The following is a 15,228-nucleotide window of genomic DNA, read 5'->3' as shown; positions in this document are numbered from 1 at the left end:
GTCGCCTCGATAGGCCGCGACGCTAGTCACCAAGATGGGATAGCCCCGCGCACATACCGTCAGCGGTCCTCGTAATACTGGACCGTAGATTAACCACGGAGAGGTCGCCATATGGACCAAACGCAATTTTTAGCGGAGTTTGAGCGCATCAGCCAAGCGTTGTACCGAAAAATTGACGAGAACCCACGCGCGGCGATCACTTCCGCCCGCGCTTTGTTGGCTACATCGGACGTTCTCGATGAGAAAAATCGACAAGTGATCGCCAGCCTTATTCTGACCGATGCCGGATCCGAAAGCGGAGATTCCGATGCGGTGCATGAGGCGGTAGGCTTGCTTGAGCATTTACACAGCCAAATTGCCGACGACCCTTACATTACTTATAACTTGGCGAACGCACTTATCACTCGTGCCAATCTCACCGTCTTGCCTGCTATAACAGATTGGTGTGTCGTCACCAGCGTGGATCGCATCCGTGCCAAAGAGCTCTTCCAGTTAGCCGCCCAGCATCCGGCCAGCGATAACCAATTGCGCTCCCGCGCCTGGAATAATTTAGGTAATGCGCTTGTAAAAAATTGGAGGTTAATTGAGGCTTACGATTGTTATGCACGGGCGATTGAACAAGATCCCCAGAACGGCGTGGCCCTCAGCTACGCTGCTCAATCATTAACGCAGCTCGTGCAAAATGGTCTGGCAGTGGAAGCGGACGTCGCCCCGGTCATTGCGAATTTCGTTCGAAGAGCGAATGCCTGTGCAGACACCATTGACAATATCGCTGGCGGAGCTGCGGGGGCGAAGATTCGTGGATTTTTAGATAGCAGCACGCATGCCGGCGAGATGCCGGACCTATCCGAGGCGACAGCGTATCAACAGTTCGTCGCTGCCCACCGGCTGGCGCTGACGCCTACCATCGAGGGATTGGATCTCCAGCTGAGCCGCTGGGACTCCTTGCGTCTTGGAGCGGTCATGGTACGAGGTCGCCAGCTTGGGGTTCCGCCGATATTTGCGATGTTTAACGTGCTCAAGTCTGATTTTCTCGCTGCCCGGTTTGCAGCGTATTTAGCACTGAAAAAGGAATGCCCCGAAAGCGGGCAATATCACGACACACTCGACCATGCACGTTATAGCACCTCGGTAAGCATGTTGGGACTAGCCCAAAAATCTTGCTTCGATCTGCTGGACAAAACCGCCGTGGCAACAAGCGCATATCTCGGCTTATCTGGTAAGTCGAATGGAATTTACTTCAGTAGTCTTTGGTTTTTGCCATCAAAAGATGCATCCGCAGGCGCCCAACGCGAATTTAAAAGTGAAATATGCTCACATATCTTGGATGGAGACTTTCCCCTAATTGCTCTGGCGGAAGTTGCGCGCGACCTAGGCGGCTACCTCAAGTCGAAGAGGGCTATACGTCACGCCGCGACGCATCGATTCACCGTCCTGCATGACATTGGCTGCGATCCCGATGTACATAGCGAACATATTGAGCATTTTGCGCAGGCCGATTTCGAAAGGCATCTTATTGAATCACTCCAGATGGTCAGGGCAGTACTTTTCTACTTTGTGAATCTGGTCGCAGTTCATGAACGTGGGAAAGACCGAAAGGGCGTCGTCAAGGTCATTGAGATACCAGACCACGATATCATCCGCGGGGAATGGTAATTGGGAATAATCCGGGTTCTAATGGGATCGTCAGACATGGCAGTTTTGTTGATCTCACTGTCCGCGAAATGGCAGGCCTGGACTTCAGCATTGCCAAGGCAAAAGGGCGCTCGAAGGGCACTGGCGCCGCTTTGGTCGAGATTGGCCACCCCGCATCTACCATAAAAAAATGGGTTCAATTGCTGGAAGCCATTCCGAAAATCAAGGAGACTACGCCAGCAGGCCGCGCGTTTGGACTGCGTCTTGCACCTGCAAAGCATTGTTTTGGCGCGCTGGCGTTCTTGGCTGAATATGATGGAATGGCTTTATTGGATGATCGGCGCGACATCTAGTCGTAACTTTTCTGCCCATTTCAAAGTCACCCCACGATGATGTCGCAAAACACCCCGGAATGATGTCGGCATACTAGGAGTTGTACCAGCATGAACATCTCCAACTTAGGTCGTGGTTTGACATAATATAGATTATGCGAAGTCTCGAGAATCCGCTGGACTTGGCGTTTTTGGCGTTCCCCGGTCCAAACAAGCGTCTTCCCGGGGAACGTCATCTTTCCAGATATGGCCTACATCGACTTATCTGGAGGCTGCAACCTTGGCGCGTGCCGCATGCAGCTTCTTGTAGCTATCGATCAGGCGCTCGTGCCTGTCGAGGCCTTCCAGCTTCATGCTGGTTGGCGTCAGGCCGAAGAAACGCACGCTGCCGTCTAGCGAACCCAGCACCGCGTCCATCCGCTCGTTGCCGAACATGCGGCGGAAATTGACGACGTAGTCATCCAGCTCCAGATCGTCATCCAGCTGCACTTCCAGCACCGCATTCAGGGCCTGATAAAACAGTCCGCGCTCCAAGGTGTTGTCGTTGTACTGCAGGAAGGCTTCGACCAGCTCCTTGGCTTCCTCGAACTGCTTCAAGGCGAGCTGGATCAGCAGCCGCAGTTCCAGCGTGGTCAGCTGGCCCCAAGGCGTATTCTCGTCGAACTCGATGCCGATCAAGGTGGCAATATCGCCGTAATCGTCCAGTTCGCTATTTTCCAGGCGGTCAAGCAGCGCTTCGAGACTTGCGCTATCCAGGCGGTGCAAGTTCAGGATGTCCGAGCGGAACGACAGAGCCTTGTTGGTATTGTCCCAGATCAGGTCTTCGACTGGATAAATCTCGGAGTAACCAGGCACCAGAATCCGGCATGCGGCCGCGCCCAGCGTCTCGTAGGCAGCCACATACACCTCTTTGCCCATGTTTTCGAGAATGCCGAACAAGGTGGCGGCTTCCTCGGCGTTCGAGTTTTCGCCCTGACCGGAGAAATCCCATTCGACGAAGTCGTAGTCGGCTTTGGCGCTGAAGAAGCGCCAGGATACGATGCCGCTGGAATCGATGAAGTGTTCAACGAAATTGTATGGCTCAGTGACCGCATTGCTGGCAAACGTCGGCCGAGGCAAGTCGTTCAGGCCTTCAAAACTGCGCCCTTGCAGCAGCTCCGTCAGGCTGCGCTCAAGCGCCACTTCCAGGCTGGGATGCGCGCCAAACGACGCAAACACGCCGCCCGTGCGCGGATTCATCAGCGTAACGCACATGACGGGATATTGCCCGCCCAGCGACGCGTCTTTCACCAGGACCGGGAAACCTTGCTCTTCCAGGCCGTGTATACCGGCCAGGATGCCGGGATATTTCGCCAGAACCTCCAACGGCACATCCGGCAAGGCGATTTCGCCTTCCAGGATTTCGCGCTTCACAGCGCGCTCGAAGATTTCCGATAAGCATTGCACTTGCGCTTCGGCCAGCGTATTGCCGGCACTCATGCCATTGCTGACGAACAGGTTCTCAACCAGGTTCGATGGGAAATACACGGTTTCGCCGTCCGACTGGCGCACGAACGGCAAGGAGCAGATACCGCGCTCGACGTTGCCGGAATTGGTGTCGTACAGGTGCGTCCCGAGCAATTCGTCGTCCGGGTTGTAAATCTCGAGGCAGTATTCGTCCAGGATTTCGGCCGGCAGTGCGCCTTTGCGGCCGGGTTTGAACCAGCGTTCGTCCGGGAAATGGACAAAGTCGGCGCTGGCGATGTCTTCGCCCCAGAACGTGCCGGCATAGAAGTGATTGAAATTCAGGCGTTCGATAAATTCGCCCAACGCCGAGGCCAGCGCACTTTCTTTGGTCGCGCCCTTGCCATTGGTAAAGCACATCGGCGAATGCGCATCGCGGATATGCAGCGACCAGACATTGGGCACGATATTGCGCCAAGACGCGATTTCAATCTTCATGCCCAACCCGGCCAGCACGGCCGACATATTGGCGATGGTTTGCTCCAGTGGCAAATCCTTGCCCAGGATGAAGGTGCTGGCGTCGGTTGCCGGCTTCAGCGTCAGCAGCGCCTGCGCGTCGGCATCCAGGTTGTCCACTTCTTCGATAACGAACTCCGGACCGGCCTGCACTACCTTTTTCACGGTGCAGCGGTCGATGGAACGCAGGATGCCCTGGCGGTCCTTGGCGGAAATATCGGCCGGTAATTCAACCTGGATCTTGAAGATCTGCTGGTAGCGGTTTTCCGGGTCAACAATATTATTCTGCGACAAGCGGATATTTTCGGTCGGAATATTGCGCGTGTCGCAATACAGCTTCACAAAATAAGCGGCGCACAAGGCCGACGAGGCGAGAAAGTAGTCGAACGGGCCAGGCGCGGAGCCGTCGCCCTTGTAGCGGATGGGCTGGTCGGCGACCACTGTGAAGTCATCGAACTTTGCTTCGAGGCGAAGCTTGTCGAGGAAGTTGACCTTAATTTCCATGGGGAATTCCAAATTCGTACAAATTGATCTGGCCGCCATTATCCGTTGTTTCGGGCGCATGGCAAAGGACGCGTCCTGCTGAATGTTGAGAATGTGAAATTAAACGTGTCGAAAATCTTTACAGTAAAACAATCATGACACAAGTCAGTTGTTTAAAAACAAAGACTTATAAAAATGGCATGATCCTTGCTGTAAGGGCTGCACCTCCAACTTTTCAGAATGAACCTACCGAATGAAGATTCTTCCTAAACTGATCGCCAGCGTCGTGTTCGCTGCCACCAGCCTGGCTGCCAACGCCACCGTAACCACCGTTTCGCAGAACGCCCTGAAAGCGTCGGCCGGCTACTACACCGACGTGATCGGCGGCGGCATCGGCGACATCGTCGTGACCACCGGCGGCGGCAACGCCGCGAACGTCGGCCAGACTGATGGCCGCAACGACGACGGCTATACCGGCGCCATCGACCTGGGCTTCAATGTCAACCTGTTCGGCAATTCCTACAGCTCGCTGTATATCAACAACAACGGCAACGTGACCTTCGGCGGCGGCCTGTCGGCCTACAACCCCATGGGTCCGACTGAAACCAGCCTGCCGATCGTCGCGCCGTTCTTCGGTGACGTGGACACGCGCCACATCAACAGCGGCGTAGTGCATGTGCGTACCGACGTGGCCAACCAGATCATCATCACCTGGGACAACGTTGGCTACTTCGCTGAACACGGCGACCTGCTGAACAGCTTCCAGCTGATCCTGCGCGGCACCGATTACCTGGTACCGGTGGGTGAAGGCACGATCGGTTTCTATTACGGCCGCATGGGCTGGGAAATCGCCGACACGCATAACAACCAGGCGGTGGTCGGCTTTGGCGATGGCCAGAACAACGGCGTCATTCTGGAAGGCTCCGGCGCGGCCGGTATCGCCGGCACGCTGTCGAACCATCACGTGTGGTTCAACGAACGCCTGGAACCAACCACCGTGCCTGAGCCAGGCTCGATCGCCTTGCTGGCACTGGGCCTGGGCGCCCTGGCGTTCGCGCGCCGCCGCAGCGTCAAGTAATCCTCAAGCAATCAGGCAGTTCCCTGGCCGTTCACCGACGCCATGATTTCGTCATGGCGCTGGTTGTCGGTCTTGTGCAGGTAGGCGGCCGTGGTGGCAATGCTGGCATGGCCCGCCGTATCCTGCAGTGTCTTCAGTTGCACGCCGTTGTTGGCGTGGTTGGTCAGCATACTGTGGCGCAGCCAATGCGCCGATGCCTGGCGCAGCGTGGCCGCCATATCGGCGTCGCCTTGGGCTGCAGCCTCGCCGGCCGCCGCAGCAAACACGGCTTTCAGTGCATTCGATGCCGCTTCGTCCGTCAGGCGCGCCGGCTCCCGGCTGCGGCTCGAGAGCACCAGTGGCGTGCGGTCGGCACGGCCGGTTTGCGGCAGCAGGCCGTAAGCCTGGCGGTAGGCGCGGTAGGCGTCCAGCAGCTCCGGCGGCACCGGCACGCGGCGCGGTTTGTTGCCTTTCCCTAGCAAGTCCAGCCACCAGCGGCCGCCGCCCTCGGTGTACACGTCGCCCATGCTGGCGCTCACGATTTCGTTCAGGCGCGCGCCGGTGTGCGCGTAGGCCAGCAGCAGGAACAGGTCGCGCGCGCGGCGCCGCAATTCGGCGGGCAAGTCGGCGGCGCGGTTTGCCACGGCGGCCAGGGCCAGGTTGATGGCATCCTGGTTCAGATAGCGCGTAATGCGGCTCGCGCCACGGGTTTTCACGTGCTTGACCAAGGCGCCGGGGTCGCGTCGCAGGTAGCCGGTTTGCTCGGCGAACGCCAGCAATCCCTTTACCGCGATCATGGCCTGGCGCCGGCTCGGGTCCGATAATGGCCCGGTAAACGGCCTGTAGCGCGGGTCGGTGCGCGGCCACTTGGTGGTCGATATCCAGTCCGGCGGCGGTTCGCGCAGGAATTCCTTGTAGGCGTTCAGGTCGGCCACCTGCAACTGGCGCAGCGATTTGCCGGCTTCTTCCCGGCACCAGGTCAGGAAGCGAAACAGCTCTTTCTGCGTGTTGGCGCGGGATTTGGCGCTCAGTTCGCCATGGCCGATGAATTCACGCGCGATTTCGCTGTCGGTGCGGGCATCCGTCAGCGCGTCTTCGGGCATTTCCCGGTACGGGTTCAAGTCCGCCCGGCGGGCCTGCCCGGTCAGTGGCTCCAGGTCGATCAAGGTAAATTTACTGGTCATAAACACAGTATACCATACAGTATTCCATACAGTATTTTTACTCGACAATATAAACAGTAATCTCGAGTTCGATGCCATTTGCGATTTAGTGTCTATACTGAAACGATAGCGACCTTCCCCGGAGCCATCGATGAATCGCACCGCCGTGCCCCGCCTGTTCGCCGCCACCTCCGAGCCGCAAGTGCTGGGTTCCGCCGCGCATGTGATCACGCTGCGCTTCCTGCCGTCCGCCCACCATCCTCCGCCCAGCCGCTTGCCGACGCTGAGCCTGGTCGGCGCCTCCCCCGCTACCGACGGCGCTTACCAGGCAGTGTTCCTGAATTTCGAGGACATGGTCGATCAAGGCCTGCCGCCGGTGTTCGAGGTCTACCTTGGGGTGCCGCCCTGCACTGCGCCATGCGACGAGAGCTATGCAGGCGCCCTGCCTTTCTCTGCGCATGCGGCGCTGGATATCACAGAAGTGTTCACGCGCTTGCGCAGCAAGCCGGAATGGGACCAGAAGCATTTGCAGGTCCTGCTCAAGCCGCGTAACGCCATGCGGTCCACCGCTGCCCTGTCGATCGGCAGGGTCAGCCTGTACACGGAACACCGCACTCCTTAACTGGGCGAGGATTCTTCCATCAGCTCCCCTATCCAGTCGATGAAGGCGCGCACGGTCGGCGACAGGTGGCGGTTTTGCGGATACATCACGGAGACGGGAACGCGCGGCGCCTTGTACTGCGCCAGCAGCTGGACCAGCGCGCCTGACTGCACGTGCGGCCGCACCAGGTAGGCTGCGGTGCAGATCAGGCCCAGGCCCTGCAAGCCGGCCTGCACATAGGTGCTGGTGTCGTTGGAGGAAAGCCGGCTTTTCATGGGCACGCTGATGGTGGTGTTGCCATCGTTGAAAATCCAGTCCATCGCCCTGCCCGTGCGGCCCAGCAGATAGCCCACCGACACGTGGTGCTGCAAATCGTCCAGCGTCTGGGGCGCGCCGTACTTCTCTATATAAGACGGCGCGGCAGCCACCATCCAGCCGAAACTGGCGATCTGGCGCGCCACCAGGGAAGTGGAATCCTCCGGCTGGCCGGCGCGGATCACGCAGTCTATGCCCTCCTGCACCAGGTCCACCGGCCGGTCGCTCACGGTGACGGCCATCTGCACGTCCGGATAGCGGTCCAGGAACTGGCTCACTGAAGGGATGACAAAATTGCGGGCAAAGGACGGCGTCATATCCACCCGCAGCTTGCCGCGCGGCTGGCCGGAGTTGCCGGGAAAGCTGGCCTCCACCTCGTCCAGCTCGTCCAGCAGCCGGCGGCAATGGCCGTAGTAGATGGTGCCGTCGGGCGTGAGGCTGAGGCGGCGGGTGGTCCGCTGCAGCAGGCGCACGCCGATGTGCGCCTCCAGTTCCTTCACCGCGCGCGTGACCGTGGAAGGCGGCAGCGACATGCCCTCCGCCGCCTTGTTGAAGCTGTTGACCTCCACTACGCGCACAAACATCCGCATGGCGTCGAGGCGGTCCATATCAGGCTTTCTCGATCAGGATGGGCACTTCCTTGAAGGTCGGCGTGTTCGAACCGCGCGCCGTCAGATCCGGCGAGGACAACGGCGTCAGCTCGGGGAAATAGCCAAACACGTCGTCGCTCGGGATGGGATACTCAACCAGCCGGTAGCCTTTCACCACCCGCTCGACGCCGTCCAGCGAGGCGGCGCGCAGGTTGGCGGTGTCGCCGTCCTTGAAGCCGAGCCGCGCCAGCGTGGCCGGTCCGACGAACAGCACCTTGCGCGTATGGTGCACGCCGCGGTAGCGGTCCACTTCCCCCTTCGGATCGAAGTACACGGTGGTGTTGTACTGGCGGTGCGCACGCACGGTCGCCAGGCATACCACGCGTTCGCCGTGCATGGCCCGGGCGCGCTTCATGATGGTGTCCTGCGGCAGTGCGTGCGGCGCGAAGTTGGCCTTGCCGCTGTCGGTCTTCCACACCCGCAGCGCCGCAGTGTTCGGCAGATGGAAGCCGCGCTTGCGGCGGATGTTGGCGTTGTAGTGTTCAAACCCGGCCACGGCGCCGTGCGCCACGCGTTCGATCAAGTCACGCGTGGCGTCGTAGTCGCGGCCCATCAGGGCCCAATCTATCTGCAGCGCCGGCTTCGCCGCAGCCAGCGTGTGGCGCGCCAGTTCCGTCACGATGAACGGTTCCGAGCGCAGCTTGCCGCTGGCGGGCCGGTTGCGCCCGGTGGATGCGTGCACCATGCTGGCCGTGTCTTCCACGCTGACGAATTGCTGGCCGCCAGCCTGCCGGTCGAATTCCGTGCGGCCGAGGCATGGCAGCAGCAAGCCGAGCTCGCCGGGATACAAATGGGTGCGATTGAGCTTGGTGGCGATGTGTACGGTGAGCTTGCAGCGCGACAGCGCGTCCAGCACACGCGGGCTGTCCGGCCCGGCCACCGCGAAATTGCCGCCCAGTCCCGTGAAGGCGTGCACCGAGCCGTCCAGCAAGCCATTGATGGTAGCCACCGCGTCCAGGCCAGGCGCGGTGGGCGGCGTAAAGCCGAACACGCGCTCCAGGCCCTGCAGCCACTCCGCGCGCGGGCGGTTGGTAATGCCTACGGTACGGTCGCCCTGCACATTGGAGTGGCCGCGCACCGGCATCAGCCCCGCGCCCGGCTTGCCCACGTTGCCGCGCAAGAGCATCAGGTTGCTCAGCATCTGGATGGTCTCGATGGCGTACTCGTGCTGCGTCAGGCCCATGCACCACGTGCTGATGGTGGCGTTGGACTGCGCGTAGATGCGGGCCACGTGCTCGATCTGTGCGCGCGCCAGGCCGCTGTCGCGTTCGATATCGTTCCAGCACTGGCCGAGCACCACCGCTTCCAGCGCTGCAAAGCCTTGCGTGTGTTCGGCGATAAAGGCCCGGTCCAGCAGACCTGCCGGCGCGCTGCTGGCGTCATCGGCTTCCAGCAGCGCCTTGATCATGCCGGTAATGGCCGCCATGTCCCCGCCCACGCGCACCTGGCAGTACTCGTCGGCGATCGGCGTACTGGCGCCGGTCAGCAGCTCGCCTGCCGCTTGCGGGTCGGTGAATTTCTGCAGGCCGCGCTCGAGCAGCGGATTGAAGACCACGATCTTGCAGCCGCGCAGCTTGGCGTGGCGCAGGTCGCCCAGCATGCGCGGGTGATTGGTGGCCGGGTTCTGGCCAAACACGAATATCGCTTCCGCGTGCTCGAAGTCTTCGCGCGTGACGGTGGATTTGCCAACGCCGATGGAGAGCCGCAGCGCGTCGCCGGACGCCTCGTGGCAGTAGTTGGACGAGTCGGGCAGATTGTTGGTGCCGAAGGCGCGCGCGAACAGCTGGTAGGGAAACGCCGCTTCATTGCTGCTGCGGCCGGACGCGTAGAACACTGCGCGGTTCGGGTTGTCCAGCGCGCGCAGCGCCTCGCCGGCCAGCGTGAAGGCCTGTTCCCATTCGATTTCGCGGTAGGTGTCGCTGGCGCGGTCGTACAGCATGGGCGCGGTCAGGCGGCCGATGGCTTCCAGCTGCCATTCCTCGCTGCGGCGCAATTCGGTGACGGTGTGCCTGGCGAAATGCGCCGGCGTGGCACGCTTGGGGGTGGCTTCGTGCGAAATCGCCCAGGCGCCCTGCTCGCAGAAATCCACTGCTTTGTCGGTCGGCGAATCCGGGTAGGCGCAGCCGGGGCAATCGATGCCTTGCGGCTGGTTCACGCTCGGCAGCGTTTGCAGGGCGGGAAAGGCGCCGTTGCCGCTCAGCGCGCTGGCCGTGCCGCGCAGGGAACCGAAACCGCCCGCAGGCTTGTCATAGGCTTGGATAGGAATGAATTTGTCGGACAAAACAGAAAACTCCAGTGACACAGCAAGCTGCGCACTTTACCACAGGGCCGTGCGCACACAAATGCCGCCACGGCCCGCTGCGATTACAGCGCCCTGCCCTTCGGTTTGCGGCGCCGCGCCGCGTAGCCAAGCACACCGAGGCCGGCCAGCATCATGCCGTAGGTTTCCGGTTCGGGCACGGGCGTGAGCAGCACGCCGCTGCACTCGCCGAACGAGTTGCAGGCCGAGCCAACGATCTGGCCGAGGTCATTGATGTCGGTGACGTCCTGAATCGTCAACCCTGAAGCCGGGTCGATGAGCGTGCTCAGGTTGTGCATCGCGCCGCCGCTGTACAGCCAGCCGCCGCCGCCCGATTGGCCAACCACCGCCTGCCCGTGTTCATTGACGGCGCGCGCGTAGCTGTTGGAACCCAGCCAGCCCAGGTCGGTCATCGCGCCGTTATGATAGAAGAAGGCGTTCTGCTGGCCGTTCGCATTGACCGAACTACCGACGATCTGGCCGACGTTGTTGATGCCATAGGCGGCGCTGTAGCCGCCGCCCAGCGTGCCCAGGTCAGTCATCTGCCCGTTCACATAGATGAAAGCGTGCTCGCTTCCGCCGCCGGCGGTCTGGCTCTTGCCGACGATGACGCCGGCGTCGTTTACCGACTCCGCAACGCTGTTCCTGCCGCCCAGCGTGCCAAGGTCGGTGAGTATGCCGTCCTTGTAATGGGTGGCATGGCGCGCCGCATCGGTGCTCCAGGTGTCGGCTTCCAGGCCGGAGTCGCCCACGATGGCGCCATTATTATTCAAGCCCAGCGCGCGTGTGGTGGCGTAGGGCTTCAGGCTGCCCAGCCGGGTCAGTTCGCCGTCCTGGTAGCGGTAGGCGTGGCCCCGGCTGACATCGAGCTCGCCGCGCACCATGGCGGCGGCGCCATGCTGGTTGATCTCGGTGAAGTATTCGCCTTGCACCCCGGTGGCCGGCAGCAGCGTGAAATTGCCGCTGGACCAAAGGAAGGCGCGCGTGCCCATGTCCGCGTAGGAGTAGTAGCCGCCCGCGACGACACCTGAATTGTTAATTGAGGTAGGCGAACCGCCGTCGCCTGGCAGTACCAGGCGGGTAATGGCGTACTGGATGTCGGCCTGGGCCAGCGCCGGCAGGGCCGCAGCCAGCGCCAGGAGCAGTGGCCGTAGCTTGTTGATTATTTGCATTATATTGTCCTTGAACGTCGTTGATCGGATGCGCGCGCGAGCGCCATCCTACCCGCATGCGCGGCGCGCACAGTTAACGTTAGGACTATATTTTTATTTTGTCATGATTGTGACATTGTGTGAGCCGCGCGCCTGCTGGCCCAGCTATACTTGCGCGCGGCCACCGCCGAACTTACTGCAGCGCTTCGGCCGGGCCGAAGAATTCATAGTAGGTTTGCGCTTCCGGCACGCCCAGCTCGCGCAAGTGCGATTTCATCGCTTTCATGAACGGCTTGGGGCCGAGGAAGTAGGCGTCCACGTCGCGCGAAGCGGGCAGCCAGTCGGCCAGGTGGCCTTTGCCGATATAGCCGGTGGCGTCGGCCTTGGCGCCGCCGTGGTCCTGTTCATAGACATAGTAGCGCGTCAGCTGCGGGTGCTGTGCGGCCAGCTGGTCGATATGGCTGCGGAACGCATGCACGCCGGCGTGGCGCGCAGCGTGGATAAAGTGCACCGGGCGCTCGGTGCGCAAGGCAGCGCTGAGCATGGCCAGGGTCGGGGTGATGCCTACACCGCCGCTGATCAACACCAGCGGTTTGTCGCTCTTGGCCAGTGTGAACGCGCCGGCCGGCGGGAACAGCGTGATGCTGTCGCCAACTTTCAGCTTGTCGTGCAGATGGTTCGACACCTTGCCGTCCGGCTCGCGCTTGACACTGATGCGGTAGGTGGCGCCGTTGCTCTCGGCCGACAGGGAATACTGGCGGCGCGCTTCTTCACCGTCCACCGTCACCAGCACGGTGATGTACTGGCCCGGCAGGAAGGCCACCACTTCGCCGCCGTCCGCCGGTGCGAACACGAAGGAGGTGATCTCGTCGCTCTCGATGATCTTGGCGGCCACCTTGAATTCGCGCGCGCCGCGCCAGCCGCCTTCGGCTTGCTCGTTGGCCTTGTAGATCTGCTCTTCCGCCCCGGCCAGTATGTCGGCCAGCTGGCCGTAGGCCGAGGCCCAGGCTTCAATCACCGCATCGGTTGCCACCTCGGCGCCCAGCACTTCGCGTATCGCGCCAAGCAGCGCGGCGCCCACCTTGGGATAGTGCTCGGGCAGGATTTGCAGTGCGGCGTGCTTGTTGATGATGGTGTTGACCAGCGGGCCCAGCTCCTCCAGGCGCTCGATGTTCGAGGCATACATCAGGATGGAGTTAGCCAGCGCGCGCTGCTGGGTGCCGCCATGCTGGTGGGCTTGGTTGAAGAAGGGTTTCACTTCCGGGAAATCATTGAACAGCTTCAGGTAAAAGTGGCGCGTCAGGGTTTCGCCGCCCTCTTTCAAGACAGGCACGGTGGCGGTGATGATGGCGCGGTGTTCCGGAGTCAGCATGATATTCAGCCTTTATCAGTAGGGGTATGGGTGTTGGGGTGTTGGTGTTCAGGCGGCCAGGCGGTCGGCTTCGAGCGCTTCCACGGCCGGGTAAAATTCGTGGTCCTCCTTCTTCATGCGTTCGTAGACCTTGCGCAGCACCGTGTTGGCATCGGCCCGAAATTTCTCGGGCGCGGCCTGCAGGTGGGCGGCGGAATTCCAGCTGGTTGCGAACGCCAGGTAGGCGGAAACGATGCCGTTCATCTCAAGCTGGTACAGATTGCTCATGCGCGCCAGCGCGGCGTGCCCGCTGCCGCGCAGCGCCGGGTACAGCAGCTTGTCTTCCACCGCCAGGTGCAGCTTGATGTTGCCGCTCATGGCGATGATGCGCGCGGCGATGCGCTCCGCGTTGGCTTCGATGCCGCCCTGTACCAGCTGGCGCAGTGCAGCGATGTCGGCGAGGATGTCCTCGTGCTGATGCTTGAATTTGTCGATGTTCATGGCGTTCGCTCCCTCTTCTACAATCAGTCTCGCTATCAATGTGGCTCAACTATAGCGGGTTTTTCTTAAACATGCAAACGATGTGCATGTTTAAGCATGTAGCAAGCGCGCCCGGGGCCGACCGGCAGGCTAGATGGCGGTGCGGCGGCGGGTGCTGTGCAGCCAGATGAACAAGGCGGTGGCTGCGGCGGCCCCGGCCAGCTGCGCCAGGATGTAAGCCGGCGCGTCAGCCAGGCGGATGCCGCCGCTGCCGAACACGCGCGCCAGCGTCATGGCGGGATTCATGAAAGCGGCCGAGGGGCTGAACCAGCATGCCGCCATCACGTAGCCGGCCACGGCGAACGGCGCCACCACCGGCCGGCTGCGCCCGCAGCCGATGAAGACGGCGAGCAGGCCGAACGTGGCGATAAATTCGCCCAACCATTGCGCGGCGCCGGTGCGCACCTGGGTGGAAGCGACCAGCCAGTTCAGGTCGAACATGGCGTGCGCGCACGCCGCGCCTATGAAGGCGCCGGCAGTCTGCGCGGCGATGTAGGGCAAGGCCTCCTCCAGCGCAAGGCCACCGCGCCACGCCTGGGACAGGGTCAGCACCGGGCTGAACAGGCCGCCCGAGACGGGGCCGAAAGCAAGGATCAGCACCGCCAGGCCGACGCTGGAAACAGCCGATGCCAGCATCAGGGCCAACGCCGCATCGCCGCCGGCCAGCCGCGCCGCCGCAAAGCCGGTGCTGCATGAAATAGCCAGCAATAAAGCCGTGCCCACGCACTCCGCCGCCAGGCGCTTCCCGATATCCTTCACCGCACTCCCCCATCAATCCGAACGACCCTTCACTGTAGGGGGCCGGCCGGCAATGTCGTGCGCTCCGGGCTTATATATGCTATACCGCCTGTGCTTTACCGTTGGTGCGCACTACGGCCAGCGCGGCGTCGAGCGCATCGTGCAGGGCGACGATGTCGATGGGTTTGGTGAGGTAGCGGAAGAAGCCGGCGTCCAGCGCAGCGTCGATATCGTTGCGCATGGCGTTGGCCGAGATGGCCAACACCGGCGTCGCTGTCATGGCAGGGTCGTTCCGCAGTTGGCGCTGGATTTCACGGCCGCTCATGCCGGGCAGGTTCATGTCCAGCAACACGATGTCGGGCCGGTGCCTGCGCGCCAGGTCCAGCCCCGTCAGCCCCTCGACGGCTGTCATGAAATCCAGGTCGTTGCGGAAACCCAGCACTTCCTGCACCAGCCGCAGGTTGGTGGGATTGTCCTCGACGTAAAGCAGCAGGGGCCGGCGGCTGCGCGCCGGCGCCGGAGCCTCCTCCGGTAGCGCCGCCGCGGCGGCGATGGCGGCGCGGGCAGTTTCCGGCGCGGCCGTCAACGGCAGCTCGATCCAGAACACGCTGCCGGTACCGAAGGTGCTGCTCACGCCGATGGTGCCGCCCATCAGTTCCACCAGGCGCTTGGTCACCACCAGGCCGATGCCGCTGCCCTCCTCGCTGCCGCCTTCCTGGCCCAGACGGTTGAACGGCTGGAACAGCGCGTCGACCTGGTCGGGCCTGAGGCCGGGACCGGTGTCCTGCACCGACATGCGCACCCTTCCCGGGCCCGCATCGGCGCAGTCGACCACCACCGCCCCTTGTTCACGGTTGTACTTGATGGCGTTCGACAGCAGGTTGATCATCACCTGCTTGACCCGGGTACGGTCGGCGTGCACGAACAGCGCCTGGTCCGGTTCGGGGAAGTACA

13 protein-coding genes are annotated in these 15,228 nt (G+C 61.8%); 4 read left to right on the top strand and 9 right to left on the bottom strand.

Features of this window, described 5'->3' with window-relative positions:
* The first annotated feature begins 111 nt into the window (after window positions 1-111).
* A complete protein-coding gene (locus AC6H42_RS31630) occupies window positions 112-1,656 on the top strand; it encodes an LA2681 family HEPN domain-containing protein (RefSeq protein ID WP_497549791.1) in 1,545 nt (514 codons plus the stop codon).
* Window positions 1,650-1,988, top strand: coding sequence for a hypothetical protein (locus tag AC6H42_RS31625; protein WP_497549790.1), 339 nt, complete (start codon window positions 1,650-1,652; stop codon window positions 1,986-1,988). The genes AC6H42_RS31630 and AC6H42_RS31625 overlap by 7 nt, the downstream gene beginning before the upstream one ends.
* Window positions 1,989-2,228: 240 nt before the next feature.
* On the opposite strand, the gene AC6H42_RS31620 is transcribed toward AC6H42_RS31625, so the two are convergent.
* Window positions 2,229-4,430, bottom strand: a complete 2,202-nt coding sequence (locus AC6H42_RS31620; protein ID WP_497549801.1) for an OsmC domain/YcaO domain-containing protein — start codon at window positions 4,428-4,430, stop codon at window positions 2,229-2,231.
* A 232-nt stretch (window positions 4,431-4,662) separates the two neighbouring features.
* Here AC6H42_RS31620 and AC6H42_RS31615 point away from each other — a divergent pair, with 232 nt between their 5' ends.
* Window positions 4,663-5,487: a nidogen-like domain-containing protein gene (locus AC6H42_RS31615; RefSeq protein WP_497549789.1), complete on the top strand. Its 825-nt coding sequence runs from the start codon at window positions 4,663-4,665 to the stop codon at window positions 5,485-5,487.
* A gap of 11 nt (window positions 5,488-5,498) precedes the next feature.
* Here AC6H42_RS31615 and AC6H42_RS31610 read toward each other — a convergent pair whose 3' ends face one another.
* Complete coding sequence (locus tag AC6H42_RS31610) at window positions 5,499-6,650, bottom strand: tyrosine-type recombinase/integrase (protein ID WP_057156605.1); 1,152 nt, start codon at window positions 6,648-6,650, stop codon at window positions 5,499-5,501.
* A 130-nt stretch (window positions 6,651-6,780) separates the two neighbouring features.
* On the opposite strand from AC6H42_RS31610, the gene AC6H42_RS31605 reads away from it, so the two are divergent.
* Window positions 6,781-7,251 (top strand): DUF7868 domain-containing protein, encoded by a 471-nt coding sequence (locus AC6H42_RS31605; protein WP_057156606.1) that lies wholly within the window; start codon window positions 6,781-6,783, stop codon window positions 7,249-7,251.
* Here the strand turns inward: AC6H42_RS31605 and AC6H42_RS31600 are convergent.
* The 7 genes from AC6H42_RS31600 to AC6H42_RS31570 form a co-directional block, all read right to left on the bottom strand.
* The gene (locus AC6H42_RS31600) at window positions 7,248-8,153 is read right to left on the bottom strand and encodes a LysR family transcriptional regulator (protein WP_497549788.1); all 906 of its coding nucleotides are present in this window, start codon (window positions 8,151-8,153) and stop codon (window positions 7,248-7,250) included. The genes AC6H42_RS31605 and AC6H42_RS31600 overlap by 4 nt on opposite strands.
* A gap of 1 nt (window position 8,154) precedes the next feature.
* Window positions 8,155-10,476, bottom strand: coding sequence for an FdhF/YdeP family oxidoreductase (locus AC6H42_RS31595; protein WP_497549787.1), 2,322 nt, complete (start codon window positions 10,474-10,476; stop codon window positions 8,155-8,157).
* An 83-nt stretch (window positions 10,477-10,559) separates the two neighbouring features.
* Entirely contained in the window at window positions 10,560-11,666 is a 1,107-nt protein-coding gene (locus tag AC6H42_RS31590; RefSeq protein ID WP_057156609.1) for an FxDxF family PEP-CTERM protein, read from the bottom strand.
* A gap of 172 nt (window positions 11,667-11,838) precedes the next feature.
* Complete coding sequence (gene hmpA, locus AC6H42_RS31585) at window positions 11,839-13,017, bottom strand: NO-inducible flavohemoprotein (RefSeq protein WP_497549786.1); 1,179 nt, start codon at window positions 13,015-13,017, stop codon at window positions 11,839-11,841.
* Window positions 13,018-13,065: 48 nt separating this feature from the next.
* Complete coding sequence (locus AC6H42_RS31580; protein WP_497549785.1) at window positions 13,066-13,497, bottom strand: hemerythrin domain-containing protein; 432 nt, start codon at window positions 13,495-13,497, stop codon at window positions 13,066-13,068.
* Between the two features lie 129 nt (window positions 13,498-13,626).
* The gene (locus AC6H42_RS31575) at window positions 13,627-14,295 is read right to left on the bottom strand and encodes an aquaporin (RefSeq protein WP_229418261.1); all 669 of its coding nucleotides are present in this window, start codon (window positions 14,293-14,295) and stop codon (window positions 13,627-13,629) included.
* Between the two features lie 79 nt (window positions 14,296-14,374).
* Window positions 14,375-15,228 (bottom strand): ATP-binding protein (locus AC6H42_RS31570; RefSeq protein ID WP_497549784.1); only part of this gene is annotated, 854 nt, incomplete at its 5' end.

The sequence above is a fragment of the Massilia sp. NBRC 108631 genome, assembly GCF_059704565.1.
Note: the sequence above shows the minus strand (reverse complement) of the source record. Positions and strands in the feature narration are given on the sequence as shown.

Bases quoted from the DNA above. Each gene is read 5' to 3' on its own strand.
- AC6H42_RS31630 (WP_497549791.1), top strand. From the start codon at position 112: ATGGACCAAACGCAATTTTTAGCGGAGTTTGAGCGCATCAGCCAAGCG.
- AC6H42_RS31625 (WP_497549790.1), top strand. From the start codon at position 1,650: ATGGTAATTGGGAATAATCCGGGTTCTAATGGGATCGTCAGACATGGC.
- AC6H42_RS31620 (WP_497549801.1), bottom strand. From the start codon at position 4,430: ATGGAAATTAAGGTCAACTTCCTCGACAAGCTTCGCCTCGAAGCAAAG.
- AC6H42_RS31615 (WP_497549789.1), top strand. From the start codon at position 4,663: ATGAAGATTCTTCCTAAACTGATCGCCAGCGTCGTGTTCGCTGCCACC.
- AC6H42_RS31610 (WP_057156605.1), bottom strand. From the start codon at position 6,650: ATGACCAGTAAATTTACCTTGATCGACCTGGAGCCACTGACCGGGCAG.
- AC6H42_RS31605 (WP_057156606.1), top strand. From the start codon at position 6,781: ATGAATCGCACCGCCGTGCCCCGCCTGTTCGCCGCCACCTCCGAGCCG.
- AC6H42_RS31600 (WP_497549788.1), bottom strand. From the start codon at position 8,153: ATGGACCGCCTCGACGCCATGCGGATGTTTGTGCGCGTAGTGGAGGTC.
- AC6H42_RS31590 (WP_057156609.1), bottom strand. From the start codon at position 11,666: ATGCAAATAATCAACAAGCTACGGCCACTGCTCCTGGCGCTGGCTGCG.
- hmpA (WP_497549786.1), bottom strand. From the start codon at position 13,017: ATGCTGACTCCGGAACACCGCGCCATCATCACCGCCACCGTGCCTGTC.
- AC6H42_RS31580 (WP_497549785.1), bottom strand. From the start codon at position 13,497: ATGAACATCGACAAATTCAAGCATCAGCACGAGGACATCCTCGCCGAC.